Source organism: Lentilactobacillus kosonis (assembly GCF_003864335.1).
Taxonomy (GTDB): domain Bacteria; phylum Bacillota; class Bacilli; order Lactobacillales; family Lactobacillaceae; genus Lentilactobacillus; species Lentilactobacillus kosonis.
This window is the reverse complement of the sequence record NZ_BEXA01000001.1, coordinates 100195-120777: the sequence shown is the minus strand read 5'-3', so window position 1 is coordinate 120777 and position 20583 is coordinate 100195. Positions and strand designations below refer to the sequence as shown.

16 protein-coding genes, 2 pseudogenes and 1 other annotated feature (1 of these 19 only partly in view) are annotated in these 20583 nt (G+C 37.9%); of the genes and pseudogenes, 16 read left to right on the top strand and 2 right to left on the bottom strand.

What is annotated here, in order from left to right:
- Positions 1-190: 190 nt before the first annotated feature.
- Positions 191-1516: pseudogene (locus tag NBRC111893_RS00675) on the bottom strand (dihydrolipoyl dehydrogenase family protein).
- Positions 1517-1783: 267 nt separating this feature from the next.
- Here NBRC111893_RS00675 and NBRC111893_RS00670 point away from each other — a divergent pair.
- The 8 genes from NBRC111893_RS00670 to NBRC111893_RS00635 all read left to right on the top strand — a co-directional run bounded on the left by NBRC111893_RS00670 (position 1784) and on the right by NBRC111893_RS00635 (position 11124).
- Positions 1784-2212 (top strand): hypothetical protein, encoded by a 429-nt coding sequence (locus tag NBRC111893_RS00670; protein ID WP_125007610.1) that lies wholly within the window; start codon positions 1784-1786, stop codon positions 2210-2212.
- Positions 2209-3273, top strand: coding sequence for a hypothetical protein (locus tag NBRC111893_RS00665; RefSeq protein WP_125007609.1), 1065 nt, complete (start codon positions 2209-2211; stop codon positions 3271-3273). The genes NBRC111893_RS00670 and NBRC111893_RS00665 overlap by 4 nt, the downstream gene beginning before the upstream one ends.
- Before the next feature lie 353 nt (positions 3274-3626).
- The gene (locus NBRC111893_RS00660; protein WP_191984806.1) at positions 3627-4997 is read left to right on the top strand and encodes an S-layer protein; all 1371 of its coding nucleotides are present in this window, start codon (positions 3627-3629) and stop codon (positions 4995-4997) included.
- Positions 4998-5160: 163 nt separating this feature from the next.
- A complete protein-coding gene (locus NBRC111893_RS00655) occupies positions 5161-6072 on the top strand; it encodes a DMT family transporter (RefSeq protein ID WP_125007608.1) in 912 nt (303 codons plus the stop codon).
- 155 nt (positions 6073-6227) lie between these two features.
- A complete protein-coding gene (locus NBRC111893_RS00650; protein ID WP_125007607.1) occupies positions 6228-7253 on the top strand; it encodes a hypothetical protein in 1026 nt (341 codons plus the stop codon).
- A 504-nt stretch (positions 7254-7757) separates the two neighbouring features.
- Positions 7758-9023, top strand: a complete 1266-nt coding sequence (locus NBRC111893_RS00645; protein ID WP_125007606.1) for an S-layer protein — start codon at positions 7758-7760, stop codon at positions 9021-9023.
- A gap of 309 nt (positions 9024-9332) precedes the next feature.
- Positions 9333-10748, top strand: a complete 1416-nt coding sequence (locus NBRC111893_RS00640; protein ID WP_125007605.1) for a hypothetical protein — start codon at positions 9333-9335, stop codon at positions 10746-10748.
- Positions 10749-10788: 40 nt separating this feature from the next.
- Positions 10789-11124, top strand: a complete 336-nt coding sequence (locus tag NBRC111893_RS00635) for a hypothetical protein (protein ID WP_125007604.1) — start codon at positions 10789-10791, stop codon at positions 11122-11124.
- A gap of 101 nt (positions 11125-11225) precedes the next feature.
- Here NBRC111893_RS00635 and NBRC111893_RS00630 read toward each other — a convergent pair whose 3' ends face one another.
- The gene (locus NBRC111893_RS00630; protein ID WP_125007603.1) at positions 11226-12449 is read right to left on the bottom strand and encodes an SGNH/GDSL hydrolase family protein; all 1224 of its coding nucleotides are present in this window, start codon (positions 12447-12449) and stop codon (positions 11226-11228) included.
- Positions 12450-12612: 163 nt separating this feature from the next.
- Between NBRC111893_RS00630 and NBRC111893_RS00625 the strand changes: the two genes are divergently transcribed.
- From NBRC111893_RS00625 to rihC, 8 genes and pseudogenes are all read left to right on the top strand, one after another.
- Complete coding sequence (locus tag NBRC111893_RS00625; RefSeq protein WP_125007602.1) at positions 12613-13659, top strand: hypothetical protein; 1047 nt, start codon at positions 12613-12615, stop codon at positions 13657-13659.
- 74 nt (positions 13660-13733) lie between these two features.
- Positions 13734-13928 carry a DUF3955 domain-containing protein gene (locus NBRC111893_RS00620; protein WP_125007601.1) on the top strand — a complete coding sequence of 65 codons (195 nt, stop codon included), beginning with the start codon at positions 13734-13736 and terminating at the stop codon, positions 13926-13928.
- A gap of 679 nt (positions 13929-14607) precedes the next feature.
- The gene (locus tag NBRC111893_RS00615) at positions 14608-15240 is read left to right on the top strand and encodes a hydrolase (protein WP_125007600.1); all 633 of its coding nucleotides are present in this window, start codon (positions 14608-14610) and stop codon (positions 15238-15240) included.
- A pseudogene (locus NBRC111893_RS00610) lies at positions 15240-15592 on the top strand (hypothetical protein). Before NBRC111893_RS00615 ends, NBRC111893_RS00610 begins: the two are co-directional and overlap by 1 nt.
- A gap of 249 nt (positions 15593-15841) precedes the next feature.
- A complete protein-coding gene (locus NBRC111893_RS00605) occupies positions 15842-16678 on the top strand; it encodes an alkaline phosphatase family protein (protein WP_160114418.1) in 837 nt (278 codons plus the stop codon).
- A gap of 116 nt (positions 16679-16794) precedes the next feature.
- Positions 16795-18039 (top strand): NupC/NupG family nucleoside CNT transporter, encoded by a 1245-nt coding sequence (locus NBRC111893_RS00600; RefSeq protein WP_125007598.1) that lies wholly within the window; start codon positions 16795-16797, stop codon positions 18037-18039.
- 31 nt (positions 18040-18070) lie between these two features.
- Positions 18071-19381, top strand: a complete 1311-nt coding sequence (locus tag NBRC111893_RS00595; protein ID WP_125007597.1) for an NCS2 family permease — start codon at positions 18071-18073, stop codon at positions 19379-19381.
- A 46-nt stretch (positions 19382-19427) separates the two neighbouring features.
- Positions 19428-20342 (top strand): ribonucleoside hydrolase RihC, encoded by a 915-nt coding sequence (rihC, locus tag NBRC111893_RS00590; protein ID WP_125007596.1) that lies wholly within the window; start codon positions 19428-19430, stop codon positions 20340-20342.
- 153 nt (positions 20343-20495) lie between these two features.
- Positions 20496-20583: a binding site (T-box leader), on the top strand; it runs 135 nt beyond the window's last position.

Genomic DNA, 20583 nt, shown 5'->3' with positions numbered 1-20583 from the left:
AAATCAAATGTTTTACGTAATTAATTATAATGGCTGATGTTATCACATAAAAAAACCGCCAAACAAAAGGGAGTTTGGCGGTAATCCATAATTATGTGGGAAATTATGATGAGTCATCGGGGGAACGACTCTTAAATCATTTTACACTAGATGTAGTATTGTAACAAGTTGCCCACTACTAGATGGTGTACTATTTACGATGCGACAAGGTAGATGCAGTTAATGATGGGAACAAGTGAACTAGACGGCCAATTTGATCATCACTTAAGCCAAATTCAATAATTGGTAGCACTGCGTTAATTACATCATCAGCTCGTTCACTTACTTCAGTTACGCCAACCATTTTGCCCTCATCATCGTAGATAAAGGTATTTTCGACTAAATCCTGTTTATCAATTTGACGATACCATTCATCTGTAAGGTGATTTTCAACAATCTTGTAGCCTTTTTGTTTAGCTTCTTCTACTGAAACACCTGCTTTAGCAATTCGAGGTGAAGTGAAGACTACAGAAGGGATAACTGGATAGTCAATTGGCTTGTCACTTTGACCGGATAATAATTTAGTTAGGTACATTGATTCAAAAATTGCAGTTGGAGTAAGTTTTGGTTGAGTCTTGTCAATTACATCACCGGAAGCGTAAATGTTATCAACGGTTGTTTGAAGATAATCATTAACTTCAATTCCGTGTTTGTTGTACTTTACACCAACTTTATCTAAACCAATATTTTCAACATTTGGAATTCGACCCGTTGCATCTAAGATCCAATCAACTTTAAGTTGTCCATCGGCGTATTTGACTACGAATTCGTTGCCTTGTTTTTCAAACGCAGAAACCCCAGCAAATTTAACGAATTTTACTCCTCGGCGTTCTAGATCATCTACAACAGCGGTAACATAATTTTCGTTGAATTGGCGCAATGCTCGATCACCATGCATAAGGACAGTAACCTTTGAGCCAGCCGCACTAGCGATAGTCGCAAATTCTAGACTGATATATCCGGAACCAATAATTGCGATTCGTTCAGGTAATTTTTTTAAATTCATAAAGTCTTCACTATCGTGTGAGAGCTCAGTTCCAGGAATATCAAGTTTATTTGGTCTTAGTCCAGTTGAAATAACTAGTTTTTCAGCCGTGTGTGACTTGCCGTCGACTTCGATAGTGTGAGCATCAACTAAGGTTCCATATCCATTAATGATATCAATTCCAGCTGATTCAATTGCGCCGGTAATCATCACTGGGAGTTTATCAATAACTTCTTGTTTGTGTTCAACGTCTTTTTTCCAATTAATTGTTGGAACGGGATCAACGATTCCACGTAGCCGTTCAGATGCACGTTGTAATACAACGGGGGCATCAAGAATGATTTTGGCATTGCAGCCACGGTTAGGACAGGTTCCACCGATTAAACGACTCTCGATGATACCGACCTTTTACCAGTTGAGCCAATGGAATGGCCCCATCAAAGTTCCGTGTCCACTACCTAGATATAAAACATCATAATCATAAGTTGCCATATAGATTCCTCCAATTTCAATTCTTAATAACGTCACACTATTAGCATACAAGAGCATTTATCAGAAAACAAAGAATCAGTTTTTCAATTATATATAATAGTAGAATTTTATAATTATGGGTTTTAGACAGGTGTCTAAATATGAATAAGTCATGAACAAAATAGTAAGTTTTTGTTATTGTATGCATTTTAATTGATACTAATTGGTTATGATGATAAATTGATAATCGTAGACAGAAACTAAAACACTTTTAGGAGGCTATATAACATGAACATTAAAAAGACAATTTTAATTTCTGCAGCATCAATTGGAATGCTGGCTGGAGTTGCAGCAATTAACTCGGATAATGCGAGTGCTAAAACCTATGCTAAAGTAACTTCAAATAAAACGTTAACTACTGATGCAACTACTAGAAATGTTACTTTTAATGGATCGAATGCTTTATATAACAAAGCGGGGACCTTGAAAGGTGCCAGAAAAGTTGCTACAACAACAACTTTGAACAACTTAGCTAATTCAAGTAGTTCTAAGAAGAATTTTAGAGCATATCGAGTCGCAACTACTAACCGTGGATCGGTATACTACAAGGTTGTAGCCTTTGATAAATCATACCGCGGCTGGATCTATGGTGGTAAGACAGTTGGTAACTTTGGTGGTGGTATTAATCAATTTGATACTTTCAAAATGGTACTTTGACTGATGTTCAAAGAAATGGCACCTACAAGATTGCGAATGTAGGCACGGCTAATAACGATAAGACCGTTACTTACAAACAACCATCATGGACCCAATATAAAGTTGGTCGGCAAGTTACGGATTCGACTCCATATAAAGATGCAACCTTCAAGATTGACCAAGTTGGTACTAGGACACGGGAAAATGACACCTGGGTTCATATTACCGCTACTGATTCCAAGAATAGTGCGGCTGATGGTTGGATTTTAGCATCAGGATTAACTGATGCTGAAGCACCAATTCCTAACGATAGTGTGCAAATTAGATTTGTTACTAACACAGGAACTGAAATCAAAGTGGCCAATTATCAAGTACCAGGAGCGGCCAAGAACACCCAGTTGGGAAATGGCACAACATTACCACAGCAACACATCAATGGGATTGAGAGCTTAGCTGCTACTTCGTTAGCTGGTACGGGATACCAACTAAATAATGACGGCAAATTAACTCAAGCTCAACAAATTGATCTTTCTAAGGCTGTGACGGGTGGAACGATTAATGTTAAGGTTACTAAAGAATCTACAAATCAAGCATTTAGTAATATTACATTGAATACAAGCTCAACAGCGAGCCCTGGAGAAACTGTTAACACAGAAAATGGTGAAGCACCAATTAACAGTAATGCGTTTGGATACTCAGAAGATGGAAATAAAGTAGTTGCTAATAATTTACCAGTATTGAAATCTAATGCTCTAAGTAATATTAAAGGCGATAGTGGCCAAAATGTTTCTGAAGCAGCAATTAAAAGCTCTTTGGCTGACCAAGGACTAATTGATTTCTATGTAGTTTATCAGAATGGATTAGCAACTAAAGGATTTGTAACAGATAACGGATTGAAACTTAGTGGTGGTCAATATGAAATTTGGCATTACACGTATAAAGGCGTTTCTGGTGATTTAAATGTAGGCAGTACAAATGTAAATGTTAATTATGAAGTCCTAAAGAAGAAGGTTCCGTTTGGAAAGTGGATTCAACCAACTTCTGGAAGTAACAGTTGGAAGAATGTTTTTGGAACTATTTAGCCAATTCAAAGTATGATACATCATACAGAATGATATAAAATTTTAATCAAGATGGCTTGAACCACCATTTTGATACTCAATATAAAGATAAAATTAGACAAAATAAAAAGAAGATGGCTTGAACCGCCATCTTCTTTTTATTTTGTCTAGTATATGTATTAGTAATAATTAAATATTAAGTTCCTTTAGAAAAAATTTGGGATTTAAAAAAATTGTTTCCGGTTTGTAATGTTTGAGTAATTAAAGAACGTGATTGTATTTAAGTAGTAATCTAAATTGAATAATTAAGTGCTATGATTATTAGCGAACTTTGAGGTTTAACATACCTAATTTATAAAGTCGGGGAATTTATTTTGAAAAACTCAATTAAAAAATCATTATTCGTTGGCATGGCTGCGCTTGGTTTTGTGGCTGTTGCTGGCACTATGAATGCTACTAATGCTTCAGCAAAGACATACGCTAAAGTCACAAGTAACAAGAAGTTGACTGGCGACGTTAACTTACGTAATGTTGCCGTTAATGGTACGAATGCTTTATACACTAAAGCTGGTACTCTAAAAGGTGCCCGCGTTGTTGCATCAAAGACTACTTTGGCAGGTTTGGCTAGCGGAACTAGTTCTGTTAACGATAACTTCCGAGCATATCAAGTGGCTACTACTAATCGTGGATCAGTTTACTACAAGGTAGTATCATTTGATGGTCAATATCGCGGTTGGATCTACGGTGGTAAGAGTACTAACACTCTTGCTGGCGGACTTGCTCAATATGCTACTACTAAGACCGCAACGTCACCAGAAGCAGGTACCAAGTTTACTCTAGCTAACACTAGCGCTTCAGCTAATACAGTATTATATGCTGCGCCAGCAGGTACTCAATACAAAGTTGGTCGTGCTAAGAATGCTAGTGGTTCAGTGATTACTAACTCTGACCAATATAAAGATGTAGAATTTACTATCAATGCTGCTGCAACACGTTCACGTGAAGGCGATACTTGGTATCAAATTTCATCATCAAATAATGACATCAATGGTGCATGGGTAAGCAAGGCTAACGTTGCTCAAGTAAAAGACAATACTGTAACGGCTACTGCTGATAACAGTGTAAATGTTGTTTATACTGACGGAAACGGTAACCCAATTAGTGGTACTAACAAGACTTTTATTACTACAGATGCAGGTACAAAACAAGGTACTGCTGTCGGATCACATGTAAATGCTGATAAACAAGATCTAACAACATTTGCTCAAAATAATGTTCCTTCAGGATATGTTTATGACGGAGTTCTATCATCTGACAATGCCGTATTTGGTGGAACTAAGTACTTTAAGGTCGCTAAAGCAGCAACCTCAAAGGTTTCATTTAAGACTACTACTTATGGTGATTTACAAAATTCAGACTTTGCTAATGGTTTTCCTACGTTAACAGCAGACCAACAAAAAGTATTTACAGGTAAAGTGGATACAGCGTTTGATTCTACTAAACTAGATGCTTTGTTTGGCGCTACTAAAGATGGCAAATTCGTAGGAAATTCATACGATGGAAAAGCTATTTCAGGTAATGATAAGAAGATTTACCAATACACTTACAATCAGACTGCAACTAAGACGGCTAATGAAGGTAAGAAGTTTGGCGACCAATTAGTAGTTGTATTTGATCGTACTGAAGTTAATGCGCCTAAAGCACCTGAAGCACCAGTACAAGGAAACACCAACTACGTTGGCTAATTTATAACCTTAAAAACTCTACTATATCAATAGTAGAAAGTTTTTTTATTTTATATATTAAAAAATTGTAAGAAAACTTAGTCCATAATTCTAATCTTTATTTGGTATGCTAAACTAGTTGCAGTTTATACTTTGAAAAATTACATATCTTATGGTGATGAATATGGAAAATAAAATAGTAGAGAATCATGTCGGTAAGGGAATTACCTTGGCTTTATTAGCTTCAACTTTTTGGGGGATTTCTGGTACGGTATTACAAGTTATTTCTCAGGGAGAAAATATCCCCGCAGATTGGTACTTATCAACTAGAACGTTCTTTGCAGGACTAATTCTATTGGTAATTAGTTTTGCTAAGTATCGTATGAAAATCTTTGATGTATTTAAATCTTGGAAAACAGTAGGTTGGTTGCTAGCTTATGCAATTTTTGGCTTGATGGCCAACTTGTATACTTTCTACTTCGCGGTGCAGACTGGGAATGCCGCTGCCGCGACCATCTTACAGTATCTTAGCCCACTGTTTATTGTATTGGGCAGCTTGATATTTAAAAAGCAGATTCCGTTGCGAAGTGATGTAATTGCATTTATCATCGCAATGGTTGGGGTCTTCTTAGCCATTACTCATGGAAATATCCATGAACTATCAATTCCAACCAATGCGTTAATTTGGGGAATCTTCTCTGGATTAACCGCAGCGTTTTATGTCGTATTACCTAAGCCAGTGACTAAAGATCATTCACCGATTATTGTTTTAGGTTGGGCATTGATTATTGGTAGTTTATTCTTTAACATTCGCCACCCATTCTGGACGAATGTGCCGCCAATTCATATCAGTACGGTTTTAGCAATGAGTACCGTCATTGTAGTGGGAACTATCTTACCATTCTTATTACTATTAAATAGTTTGGAGTTTGCACCTTCAGCCGTGGTCAGCATCTTGGATGCGGTCCAGCCGGTAGTAACTTTTATTTTGAGTTTACTATTCTTGCATCTAGAATTTAATGTTGTTGAATTGCTGGGCTCGGTGCTGGTCGTTGTTGCCATCACAATTCTTCAGCGATTCAGAACAAATGAATGATTATTCAACGTTTACTAATACAATTTAGTAGGCGTTTTTTATTTGAAGAACACGTGCGGTTACCGTGAAATAATTGTGAAATTATTATCTTAGATTTTCTAATTCCTATTTATAGCGTTATAATTAATTTGTATTAAATAATGGGAGGAAACAATATGAATACTAAGCTACGCAAAACGCTACTACTTAGTCTAACTGCATTCTCAATGGGGACTACTGCAAGTGTTGTGACTACACAAACAGCAGGTGCTAAGTCAGCAGTTAAGGTAACTATTAATCAAGCCGCTAAGGCGGTAGCAACTGATCGAAATGTTGTACCAACTGGCAGCAATGCCCTTTATACTAAGGCAGGAACACTTAAAGGAGCTAAGGTAGTTGCTTCAACTACCACTCTAAATAAACTAAAGAACTCAAACAGTTCTAAGGATTACTTCCGAGCATACCAAGTTGCCAAGACTAATCGTGGCTCATGGTACGCCAAAGTGGTATCATTTGATTACAAATATCGTGGTTGGATTTACGTTGGTAAGAGCAATCCAGATTCTGACTGGTCAAAAGTTAGCGGTGGCTTAGCTCAAACGGAAACTACTAGTGAAATTAGTTTGCCAGATACTAAGACCGTCCAATTGACTAATCCTGGAATTCAAAATGCGATTTGGAATTCACCATACCGTTCGCAGTATCGGGCTGAAAAGGTAGTTAGCGATACTGAACCTTACGGTGGCCAAGACTTTACAGTCACTAAGGCTTTAGAGATGAAGCGAGAGGGCACTTCTTACTACTACATCGTTAATAATTCTAATAGCAAAATTCAGGGATGGATTTACGCAGGTGCAGTAATTGAAGAAGTTGCAACTACAGATCAGAATGCTAATAACATTGTATATGCTAAGGTAGTTGACGCTGATTCTGGTTACGAAGCAGCTAACGTTGTCTTAACTGATACTAAGACCAACTTATCTAGTCCAGCTGACTTTGTCACTACGGAACTAGGTAATGGTTCAAGTGATGAAGCCAAGTTGGGCGCATATGCTCCTGGATATACTTACAAAACACTAACTGCTAGTCAACAGAGTACTAATTACAGTGCCATTGCTAACTCAAAATACGGTTCAACGGTCACAGTATTAGCTAGAAGAACAACTGCAGCTCCAGCATTGCAACTACACGACACTAAATAGAATATAAATGTGAATTTTTTGTGACTAAAAGTTGATAATTTTATGACGTGTGTGTATATTATACGTAGGACGTGAATGTGATTATCTAGATCACAGAATCATACTACGTTTTTTCTTTATTAAATCTGGTGGCAGCTATGTATGATAGCCGTTATAACAGGAATGATATGTTTTGAACTTTTGGCTAACTTTGTGTGAATATTCATTGTGTATTTTTGTTACAGCTTTGTTAAAATTTTACTGCTTTGTGACTAAATTAAGCCAAAAGGACATATTATTGCGACCAATATGTGAGTCATAATGCTTACGTGTTGGAATAATAATAGGATTTAATGGGATTGTTACCGTAGTATTGCATTCCTTCAAGAATAGTTGGGGGGTCAAAAAAATTATGCTTTTTGTTTACATTTATAATTAGCAATGTTAATATACTATTTGAAGTGGCGAATGATTACATATCGCGTCTAATTTAATCTTTATATATTGAGAGGGGAAAACCGAATTATGAAAAACACTGTTAAACGTTCATTATTCGTAGGTTTGGCTGCATTAGGTTTTGTTGCTGCTGCCGGTGCTACTAACGCATCAGCTGCCAGCGTCAAAGTTGACTTCAACCAAGCTTCATCAGCTTCAACTGCTACAACTCGTAACTATGCACCAACTGGTTCAAATGCTTTATACACTAAAGCAGGTGCATTGAAGGGTGCTCGCCAAGTTGCTTCTACTGCAACTATGAGCTCACTTTCAAACTCTAAGAAGGGTAACGACTACTTCCGTGGATACCGTGTTGCTAAATTAAGCAACGGTTCATACTACATGAAGGTTGTTTCTTTCGATAAGACTTACCGTGGATGGATCTACGTTGGTAAGACTGACCCACGTTCAAACTACTCAAACGTAGCCGGTGGATTGAAGTCAGTTAACACAACTACTGATACTGCTTTATCAGCTGATCAACAAACTAAGACTTACAAATTAGCTAATGCTGGTACTGCCTTTGAATCACAAACATTCAAGGCTCCTGCATACACTCAATACAAAGTGGGCCGTAACACTACTGATACTTCAGCATACGCCGACGACACTTTCACTTTGAGCAAAGCTACTAAGCGTACTCGTGAAGGCGACACTTGGGTATACGTTAACGATGCTAAGAACCCTTCAGTTAATGGCTGGGTATTAGAATCATCACTTAAGGAAGCATCAGATACTAACACTTCAACTGGTGTTGATCAAACCTCTGTAAGCTCAATCTGGACTTACACTGTTTACAACGAAGCTGGCCAAAAGGTTAACAAGATTCTTGACAATGGTACTGGTTTAATTCCATTATTCAATGGTAATACTAACTACACCAACGGTGTGAATAAGTTTAACCGGGATGCATCTGTTAAGGGTGACAAGAAGGACGTACTTTCAAAGGACACATTGATGGCTGCGCTTAAGAAAGATGGCCTTTCAACTGTTTATATGAAGATCACTCCTACTATTTTACCTCGTGTTGCCGGTGGTGTTTTAGACAACTTTGACCCAACTGGTGTATTCATGAAGTTCAATGTTGATCAAGATGCTCTTCCACAAACAATTCACTACGGTGATCAAATCAAGTTGACTTACACTATCGAACCTAATACGTTCTACATCAAGTCAATGAAACAATCAATTATCGATGATAAGACTGCTAATGAAGATGGCTATTACTCAATTACTGTTCGTAATGATATCTTCAAGCAAGTGCTTAACTGGTTTGCAACTAACAAAGTTCTTTAATACGTTTATTTAATTTTGTTTGATGTTAACTAAAGAAGTTACCCCAATTAGGGTAACTTCTTTTTTTGTTTTAAAATCATAAATGAAGTATTTGAAGTGCTCATTTTAAAGACAAAAAATATTAATTATATCCTTAAATTAGCTATTATATACTCATTTTTTGAATTATATATTCCTTTAAATTTTACTTAATTGGTCTATATCATTTTTATATTATTAAAATGATATTCAATCGTAACATTCACAAACGGACAAGTATTATATAATACGGGGTGTTACAAGTACATAAAAAATTGGAGGCTTATTTATATGAGAACCAGATTAGGGAAAGCTATTTTATTTAGCGCCGCTGTATTTGGAGTAAGTGCATTTGTTGCCACTAACACTCCAGTTCATGCTGCTAGTGTTAAGGTGACATCTAACCGCGCACTTAGCAACAACGTCAACTCTCGTAACTACCTAGCAAATGGTAGTAACGCATTGTACAACAAGGCTGGGGTATTAGAAGGGGCCAGAGTTGTTGCAGGCAAGTCTACTTTAGCAGGACTTAGGACCAAAGGGGATGCTGGTCAAAGTTACTTCCGTGGTTATCGGGTTGCTAGATTAAGCAATGGTTCATACTATATGAAGGTCGTTTCTTTCGATAAAAGTTATCGTGGATGGATCTACGTTGGTAAGAGTAATGCTGCTGCTAATACCCAATCAGTTAGCGGTGGTTTGACTTATACTGAAACTTTCAAACGTAGTTCAGTTGATAGTGATATAGCAAGTGCTACTTACAATTTTAAATCAACACCACTTACTTACACTCAACCAGACTGGACTCAATATAAAGTTGGTAGAAATACTAAGTCAACATCAGCTTCTACTACTGATTCATTAAAAGTAACTGCCGTTGGTACTAAGACTAATGGTCGTGACAATAATGCCACTTACTACTATGTTGAAGATGCCAACACGCCAGCTGCTAATGGTTGGATTAAAGCTGCTGATGTAGTTAAAGCTGGTCAATCAGTAGTTAACGCTAACCAAGTTAAGGTTAACTATGTTGATGGTGACGGTAACATCGTTTCATCACAAACATTTACTAACCCTAACTACCAAACTCAATCAGCCGCTAACTACCTTGGTACTAGTATTTCTGGGACAGTAGTTAACTCGATTCCATCTGGTTACAGTGCACCAGCCGATGCTTCAGCAAACAATGCTGCTATCGCTGCTGCTCAATATGGTGGTGAAGTTAACTTCACTGTTACTAAGAACCAAGCCAACTTATTTAGTGTGTCACCTAAATATTCAGTGACTGTAAACACTAAGAGCTATAGCTCATTACCAGGAGATCCAGTTGGCCAAGATGCTGTGGTTACTGGCAATGATGGTGTTACTGAAAAAATGAGTGCTAAATTAGCCAAATTAGCTGCTGCTACAACAACTAATGCTACTAGCCAGACACAAGTATTCCGTACTGCGGACATTCAAAAGGCTTTAAGTGATGCTGGTTTGGATAAATTCTACATTCTAGAATATACTGGCTTTGATACTAACCAACCAGTATCAACAGCCTCAGCAACTGGTCAACCAAACTTATCAGGATTATTGGGTGGAACAAACTCACTTGGTGGTTCAAGTGACTTAACTTCACTTCTTGGTAGTGCTGGTTCTGACGTTTTAGGCGGATCTGGTTTAAGTTGGTATTTTATCAGGAGTTGGTGGAGCTTTAGGTAGTCTTGCTGATAGCGTACTTGGTGGGATTATTTCATACCGTGTGGTTGAAGCTACTGTTGATGGTAGTAAGTTAGCTGATAACGTTAAGTTAGGTAGCACGGTAACCATTCCTTATAAGGTAGAGTCAACTAGAGCATTTAGATTTGATGCTAACTCGAACAGTTCAGCTGACAAGGCTGCTGCTAAGGTTTTCTTAAACAAGGGTAATGGTGATGGTAATAATACTAAATACCAACCAAATGATTTAAGTAACTTATACTCAGTTGCAAATAGTTACAACTCAACACCTGCTGATTCAGCTGCTGCATTCCCTGATTCAGCCTTCACTTCATCAACTACTTCAATTGACAGTTTATTGAACCAAATCACTCAATAAGCTTAAATTAACAACTTAACTAAAATCATCAGTCATCTGACTGGTGATTTTTGATAATAAAAAGGCTCCATCATTTGATGGAGGCCTTTTGTTAGATAATACTATTTCTTAGAACTTTTGGTGACAGTAGCAGCCGTTTTAGTATTACTTTTAGCGGCTGTTTTCTTAGTAGTTGTCTTTTTAGTCGTGCTTGTTTTAGACTTAGTTGTTGTTTTCTTTGGAATTCGATCTTTAGGGAAGTTATCAATCATGAACTTCGCAACGTCGCGACCCATTAACTGGTAAGTTTTAGCAGATGGATGAAGGCGTTCATCCCATAAGCGACTCTTGTAGTTACTGTCAGTAATCAAATTAGGGTCAACTGAGCGCCAGTCAAGATAAGGAATGTTGTAGCGCTTATATACCTCTGCTTCGGCGTCTCGTAGTTGGTTAATTGAATAACCGCCTTGAGCAATAACTTCATCAGAATTTGCACCGTATTTGTCATAACGAGTTAATGGTAAGATACCATAGATAATTAAGTTCTTGTTTTGACTTTGCATCTTTTGGATGTTTTGAGCTAGGGTATCCTGAATGGCCTCTAACGTGGAATCGGTATGACCGTAATCGTTAGTTCCGTATGCAATAGTTGCAACCCCGTAATTTTTGAAGTTGGTGGCGTTGACCGTGGCGGTTAAATCACCAGTCGTAAAAGCATCTTCAGTCGACACAAGATAAGCACCGTTATAACCGGCATTATTAACGTTGGTGTTTAAGTAGCGTGATAACCAGGTAGGATAACCCAGACCGTCCAAGGTTTCATAACCATCGTAACCGCGTGTAATTGAATCCCCCATACTAATAACATTTTGTTTGTTAAAGTAGTCACTGTTTTTCATAGCAATGTTGAATGTTCCTTCCGAAATAGGCTGTAGGTTACCATTCCAGACCCAGCCGGTTTGTGCCCCATTACCGCTCTTAACTTGGTAAAATTTTGAGTAACCGCTGCCTTGAGCAGTCCGATCGATTTTGGCTGCTCCAGTAACATACCAAGTAGTGGTCCCTAAAGTTTTGACATTACCAAGTTGCTTTTGCAACGTAGAACTTGTATAAACATAACCAGCTTTTAAATGATAGGGTAACGGTTGGTCAACATCGTATGTTTGGACAATTTGTGCTGGCTTTACTTCAGGTTTAGCCTTAGTTTTGTCAGTGGTAGGGCTCTTCTTTGAACTTGTTTGTGTAGTAGTCTTTGTGGTAACTTTTGCTTTGGCACTCGTAGTGGTAGCTCCCGCAGCCACTAATGTGATAGCGAGTGATGCTATCAACATAACTGATTTCCTCATATTATAAAGTCTCCCTCAAAATTCTTTTTACGAATAAAAGAATATCACTGGAATGTAACATTCGGGTTACATGCTGTTAAAACTTAGGTAACTACTTGAATTTACGGCGATTTTAATGTAACATTCAACTGGATAGGTGTAACGTTCCGAGGGGGGGATTGTTATGGAGAACTATATCAAAAAAATTATTTTGATAGGATCAACTTCTGCTGCGTTATTACTTTGCCCAGTTATTTCGGGGGGAATGATGGGTCGAGCATTTGCAACGGTTGACAGTACCACAAGTACTGAAGTACAAAAAGATCAACATACACAAACTAATACCAATAGTACTAGTTCAAATTCTAATAATGTTAATAATCAAGTGGTTCCTAAGACTAATGATAGTAGTACTACTATCACTGAGAACGATTCGAACACAACCACAACTTATGATAAGCCGGCTACCAATAATCAGCTCGAACCGAACAATGGTAGTAATAGTTCCACTACTGTAGGTGGCACTAATCGTAGTGATAATGCCAGTTCCGATTCTAATAGTGGAACAACTAATCAGTCCTCAGAAGGATCTGGTGATGTTTATGCGATGATTGGTGCTGGTAAAAGTGGTTCAGCTGCCACTGGTTCTAGTGTGGAGCAGAGTGTTAAGCCAGTGATTGATTCACTAGTTCCAAGTGGCAAATTAGCCAATACCAAGCCATCAGTTAGTCAAATAACGACTGGAAGTCAAACTAGTTCTGAAAATGGCTATTCAGCTGCCGCTCAAAACCAATATCAAGGCCAAGCATACACCCAAGATTCAAGTAATGCTGACCAAGTTGCTGCCAATCAGTATCTATCTCAAAGGGGATTGGGAAATGTTGCTGATAATTCTAAAAAGAGCATTAAAAGTCCGTTAAATGCCGCATTTGGGGTTAGTAACGATCGGACGGCTGCTAAGAATAAAATTAGACTAGTTAGCGCGAACACCTTTTATAATGAATTTTATAAAAAGGCTCAAGATAACCAACAAGATAATGGCAAGATTGTAACAGCTTCTGGTAAGAAAGCAGTTATCACCACGCCAACGAAGAAGGTTAACTACAGTGTAACTGGCCAGGGTGCCACCACTGTTTCAGAATCGATGCCACTCATTTTATCAACAATCATTCTTGGATTTATTGTCATTGGATTTATTGTATTTGATCCGCTAAGATTTATTTTCCATTAATGAATTGGTTCCAAGAGGCGTTTAGCTTCTTGGAACTTTTTTTATAGTCAGAATTATTGAATGGAGATGATGATTTGCCAAAGTATATGCCAACAATTTTGATTGTTATCGGGGTAGCCGCTTTAGTTATTAGCGAGGTTAGTCGATATGCAGATCGCGTAGGGATTCTGCATCAGGTACCAGGATTGTTTATTATCGGCTGGATCTCTTTGATAGCAGGGGTTTTACTCGGATCGATAATTTTAATTATTAACTTGTTTAAAAAGTAAGCTTCAGACTTGCAAACGCTTACAGATGTGATATTATATAGTCAAGGAAGGGAAATAGATTCAAAGTATAGGGGTTCACAACCAGCTTTGACTGTTTTCACAAAATTGTAAATTGAAAATTTAAGATATTAGATTGAGATTTTAAAGCTTGAAATAGAACTATTTTCAAAGCTAAGCGTTAATACCTGGTTAGGAATAACAACAAATATATAATTTACCGAGGTCGCTTGCACTTAGCTGGGTTAGGAAATCTACTATTGAAAACTTACAAGAAGTAATATTAGAGTATATACTAACAGAAGTCGCTTGTAGTAGGTTGTTAAAGTGGTTCATGTTTTCGAAAAGAGTGTTTTGTAGCATAGAATTTTACGACTAGATTTTAATAAGGTTGACTTGACGGCAAATATATCAAAATCAGTTACGTTTGAAGTTTGCATCAGTGGCCAATCAATATGAAGTAATTGAGGCGATAGAACATTTCATTTAAATGTAAGCGGGTAGTAACCCCAAAAGATAACCCTTCCACAGCATAACTAGACTTAAGTTTGAAACCAGTAGAACTTAAGTCTATTTTTTTGTCCAAAAAATCAAAAAAACGTTTTCAATTGCATTACGACAGGATATAAATTATCTTTATGTTGTACCAAATGTAATAATTAATTTATAGGGGTGATTTATTATGACAAGTATGGCAAAACGTGATGGTAAAAGTGATATTTTAATTAATCCAGATGACTCAGTATTTTTGGTAATTGATTATCAACCAACTCAGATTGAATCAATTAACTCAATTGATCGAGCAACCTTGATTCGTAATATTGTAGTTACTCAAAAATTAATCAACGCCTTTAACATCCCAACGATTCTCTCAACGGTAAACGTTAAGACAGGTCGTAATAAGGAAACGGTTCCTGAACTTAAGGAACAATTACAAGGGGTAACTAGTTACGATCGGACATCGATTAATGCTTGGGAAGATCAAGAATTTAACGATGCGGTTAAAGCAACTGGTCGTCACAAGATTATTATTGCTGCCTTATGGACTGAAGCTTGCTTAACGTTCCCAACTTTGGATGCATTAAAAGAAGGCTATGAAGTCTTCCCAGTTGTTGATGCAGTTGGTGGAACTTCAAAGATTTCTCATGAAACCGCCATTCAACGGGTTACTCAAGCAGGTGCTCAACCAACCTCAATCGCTCAATTAGCTTGCGAATTACAACGTGACTGGAACCGTACTGAAACAGTACCTAAGTTCGTTAACGAGCTACTTGAAGGCGGAATCTTCCTTGATTTAGGTGAGGGGGCCAAATAATGTTAGACGTTAAAGATTCAATTGATAAGCTATCTTGGTCAGTAAATCATCACTTCTTGCACATTCAAGCACAACATGACTTTATTCGAGCAGTGGCCGTACAATTTGAATTAGCTTACACCGATTTTCGGGCTATTCAAATGGCGTTACAATTAGCTGGTGAAGAATACCATAGCTTGCTAGCTGACTTGCTAAGGCCTATGAGGATGTGTATGCTTACGAATCTGTCTTTGCCATGAGAGGCCTAGATGAATTTAACTCAGAATTTCCAAACAGTATTGACGACTACAAACAAAAAGTCGATCATTTTAATGAAGTTCTTGATAAAATTAAGGACCTCCAAAAAAATTAAAATAAGATTGTGATATACTTTAGTTCCTTGGCAGGGGCTAAAAAATGAAGGGTTTAAATCTACGGTAGTAGGTTGTAAACCCTTTTATTTTTTGGTATTATTGAAAGCGCAAACATGAGCGTTGCAGTGATGCTTTAATCGGTTACTCGGAATTGTTTTGTTTACAGAGCAACGAATTATGGGTATTCTAATATTTAAGTACGAAGTATCTTGATACATAATATGAAGATGATTGGGGAAGATGATTTTATGAAGATCAAGCGAGTATTTATTTTAGACTTGGCTTCACTGGGAATTGGTGAGAGTGCTGACGCGAACCGTTTTGACTCGGTTGGTGCTGATACTCTGGGACACGTATTTGAAGATGCCTCCTTAGACATCAACTTGCCTACATTGACTGAATTAGGATTGGGTAACATCCGCTACCAAAATCCCATTGCTCAGATTCCAGAAGTAGATAATCCATTAGGTAGTTACGGTAAGATTCAGATTGCAGCGCCTAATAACCAAGTTACAACTGGTTTGCGGGAAATGCTAGATTATCAGGCTGAAGCTAGAACCACGAGTGTCCTAGATTCGGTTGCGGAAGTTGATCCGCTGGATAACAAAGTAATTATCCTTTCAAATTACCAAAGTTACTTCTCTAATCAGCTTCAATCACAAAACATTCACGTCAACGATGATACTTCCGTATGGTGGTCACTGCATCGGGAAGCCATCAGACAGCAGTCTGGGGTCGTATACGCCAGAATGTCGGGGCTGGACCACTTGGCCCATGATGGTAAAAAAGAAAGCTATCTGGGCGAATTATCGAAGATTGACGGCAATATTCAGCGATTAATGAACGAAATGTTTAGCACCGATATGCTAATCATTACTTCATCATTTGCCAATGATATGCGGTCACCGCTTCCCGTAACGCGTGAGTACCTACCCTTAATCGGGTATCTGCCTTCTGGACGAGTTGGTAAATCGCTTGGCATCAGAAGGAGTCTTGGCGACATTGGGGCGACTCTCGCCGAATTATTCAATGTCGAAGTGGCTGATAATAACATCGGTCATAGTTTTCTTCGTGAGTTTTTATAACTCACGTTAATAATTGGGTTTAATAATAAAAAACCAATTCAAATATAGAGGGGGATAGCTATAACTGGGTTTGCACTTATTGTTTTTGGAATTATTAACGAAAAGAGGATAATGAAATGTACTTATTAGTCAATATTCTTGGTGTTTGTGTGTATTTAGGTATTGCTTACCTATTCTCACAAAACAAGAAAGATATTAACTGGCGTTCAATTATTGTGGTTTTAGTAATTAACCTGGTCTTTGCTTGGGTTCTTACTAGTTTCTCATGGGGACGTGACGCCGTTAAAGCCGCTGCCGATGGCTTTAACTGGTTAGTTCAAGTTTCATATACCGGAATTGCCTTTGCACTTCCAAGTTGGGTTAACGTTAAACAAATGGACTTTGTTACCAGTGCGTTACTTCCAATCTTGATGATTGTGCCATTGTTCGATATTTTAACTTATATCGGAATCTTGCCATGGATCATCAAGTGGGTAGGTCGTGGGCTTTCATTTATTACCGGCCAACCAAAATTCGAATCATTCTTTGCTGTTGAAATGATGTTCTTAGGTAACACTGAAGCCATCGCTGTTTCAACCCTTCAATTAAAGCAAATGAGTGCTCGTCGTAACTTGACCATTGCCTTAATGTCAATGTCATGTGTTACTGCTTCAATCATTGGTGCTTATACTCAAATGGTACCAGGTCAATATGTTTTAACTGCTATTCCATTGAACGTTTTAAATGCAATTATTATTACTAATATGCTTAATCCAGTTAAAGTTACTCCTGAAGAAGATACCATTGCTAACATGAGTTCTTCTAACGCCGCTGCTGAAGAAGCGGGTGACATTACTGCTGATGGTCACAAAGAACCATTCTTCTCATTCTTGGGTGATTCAATCCTTGGTGCTGGTCGTTTGATCTTGATCATCACCGCCAATGTTATTGCCTTCGTTGCTTTGGCTGCTTTGATTGATAAAGTCTTGCAACTATTCAACCCATGGTTAACTTTGGAACACATCTTAGGTATCATCATGTTCCCATTTGCATGGTTAATGGGTCTCGATGTTACTCACGCCTTTGACTTCGCACAATTAATGGGAACTAAGTTAGTTACCAACGAATTCGTTGTTATGGGTAAGATTGCTTCAACAATTAACGATACAAAAGTATTCGCACCGCATTACCAAGCACAATTAACCGTATTCTTAACATCATTTGCTAACTTCTCAACTACTGGTATGATCATCGGAGCCTTCAAAGGAATCGTTGACCGTGAAAAGAATAACTTGATCAGTAAGAACGTTGGTACCATGTTACTTTCAGGGATCTTAGTTTCATTGATGTCTGCCGGAATTGTTGGATTGTTTGTTTGGTAATAGCTAATTTTTAGAAAGCTAGGTTTTATTTTTGGATAACAAACAACAGTTGGAGAAAGCAAATAAGCTTTCTCTACGGGAAGCATTCGCCGATAAGCAAGTATTAAGACGAGAAATTATTGCTGGAATTACTGGATTCTTCGCCATTTCTTATATCATCATCGTTAACCCGATGATTTTAAAAGATGCGGGGATTCCTGCTAACCTAAGTGTGTTTGCCACAATTCTGTCATCCTTCATTGGTTGTTGGATTATGGGATTTTGGGCCAACGCCCCAGTAATTTTAACTCCTGGGATGGGAGTGAACGCGTTTTTTACTTACACTATCGTCGTTAACATGGGATTATCATGGCAAGAAGCTGTGGCAATCTCGATGGTGTCATCGATTATATATGTATTAATTGCCTTTACTAAAGTTAGTGAGATCCTGGCTAAGGGGATTCCAGAGACATTAAAGGCAGGGATTACCGCTGGAATTGGGTTGTTCCTGGTTGAAATCGGCTTAGAAAAAGCTGGGTTGATTAAGGCGGGTTCCAATTCGATTTTAGCGGTTGGTGACTTAAGTAAGCCAGTTGCACTACTGGCATTGTTCGGTTTGGTCTTGACGTTGTTCTTATTCGTTAGAAAAGTGACTGGTGGTTTCTTTATTGGAATTGCTGTGACGACGATTATTGGAATAGTGTTCAATGTTAAAGATCAAGCAACACCGAGCGTTTCCATTGCGGATTTTGATAAATATAGTCAAATTCTTGCTAAGGGAAACTTTAGTCATGCGTTGACGGTGCCATTTATCTTAGCGGTATTTTCGATGACCATGATTTTAGTGTTTGAATCAATGGGATTGCTGGAAGGAATTATTCCTGATCACAGGAAGTTTAAGCGAGCCTTTGAGGCTAGTTCAATTACGGCCTTTATCTCGGGTATCTTAGGAACTAGTCCAACCGTTGCGGCGGCTGAAAGTGCGTCTGCCACCGAAAGTGGTGGTCGAACGGGAATCACATCAATCGTTGCGGGAACGATGTTTGCAATATCAATGTTTTTCATTCCATTGCTGTCATATGTTCCCCAAGCAGCTATTGCCCCAGTAATTATTATTACCGGAGCGTTGATGATGAATCAGTTAAGTGTTATCAATATGTATGACTTTACTGACTGGTTCCCAGCTTTCCTAATCGTGGTATTGATTCCATTCACTACCAGCATTTCAACTGGATTGGCATTTGGTTTTGTTGCTTATCCACTATTGAAGATTGCGGCTAAACGGGCTAATGAACTAACGGGGGCAACATATCTCTTAGGGGTATTGTTCCTATGTGATTTAGTATTAAGTACGCTGCTTTAATAGCGTTGAATGTTAAATAAGTAATCGATAAAGGGGAATTTGTCTAATGACAATTAAGATTATTATGGATACTGATCCTGGGATTGACGATGCTGCTGCTTTGACAATGGCATTAAACGATCCAGCGATCGATTTAAAGCTAGTTACCACAGTTGCCGGAAACGTTACGGTTGATAAGACAACTAAAAACGCGCAAAAGATTTTGCGATTCTTTAACAAAGATGTGCCAGTTGCCGCTGGTGCTAAACAACCTTTGATCAAAGAATTTGAGGACGCTGCTCGGATTCACGGGGAATCAGGAATGCCCGGTTACGATTTTCCCGAAGACTTACCCAAGCCTTTAGATAAAACCGCAGTTGAAGCACTCCATGATGAAATCATGAGTAGTGATGAGCCAATTACATTGGTTCCAACCGGTTCATATACCAACATTGCCTTACTATTTAATGAATATCCTGAAGTGAAAGATCACATTGAACGTATTGTTGCAATGGGTGGTTCACTTGGAATGGGTAACATGACTTCAGCTGCTGAGTTCAATGTCTTTACAGACCCAGATGCTGCTAAGATTGTTTACCAATCAGGAATTCCAATCGTGATGGTTGGCTTAGATATTACTATGCAGGCATTATTAACTCCTGAATCACTTGCTAAGTTGGAACATATGAATAAGACTGGTAAGATGTTACACGATATTATTAGTAATGACGGTGACAATAGTGAAGCCGGAATTGCCATGCATGATGTAAATACAATTTTCTATTTACTTCATCCTGAATCAATTACGACTGAATCAATGTGGATTGACGTGATTACTGACGGTCCAGCTATTGGTGAAACTGTTGGTGATATTCGTGGTGCTTACCACGAAGGCCGAACAAATGCTGATGTATGTGTAGTTATCGACTCAGCTGCTTTTAACAAGTGGTTCTTGGAAGAAGTAGCTGCGATTTCAGATTAAATCATAAATAAACGATGTTGTTTGAAACTCAAGTTGGTTAAAGCCAACTTGGAGGTTTTTATATGGAATATGATGCAAAAGAATTTCTATATATGGGTTAAAATTGTTATTGACATTGTATGTGAATTAGATTATAACATTAGATACAGATTAGAAACGACTGTGAAGAGTATAGTAATTAATAATGAATTGCCTAGAGAGAGACGTTTGGTGAAAGTCTTGAATTCGTTATTAATGAAAA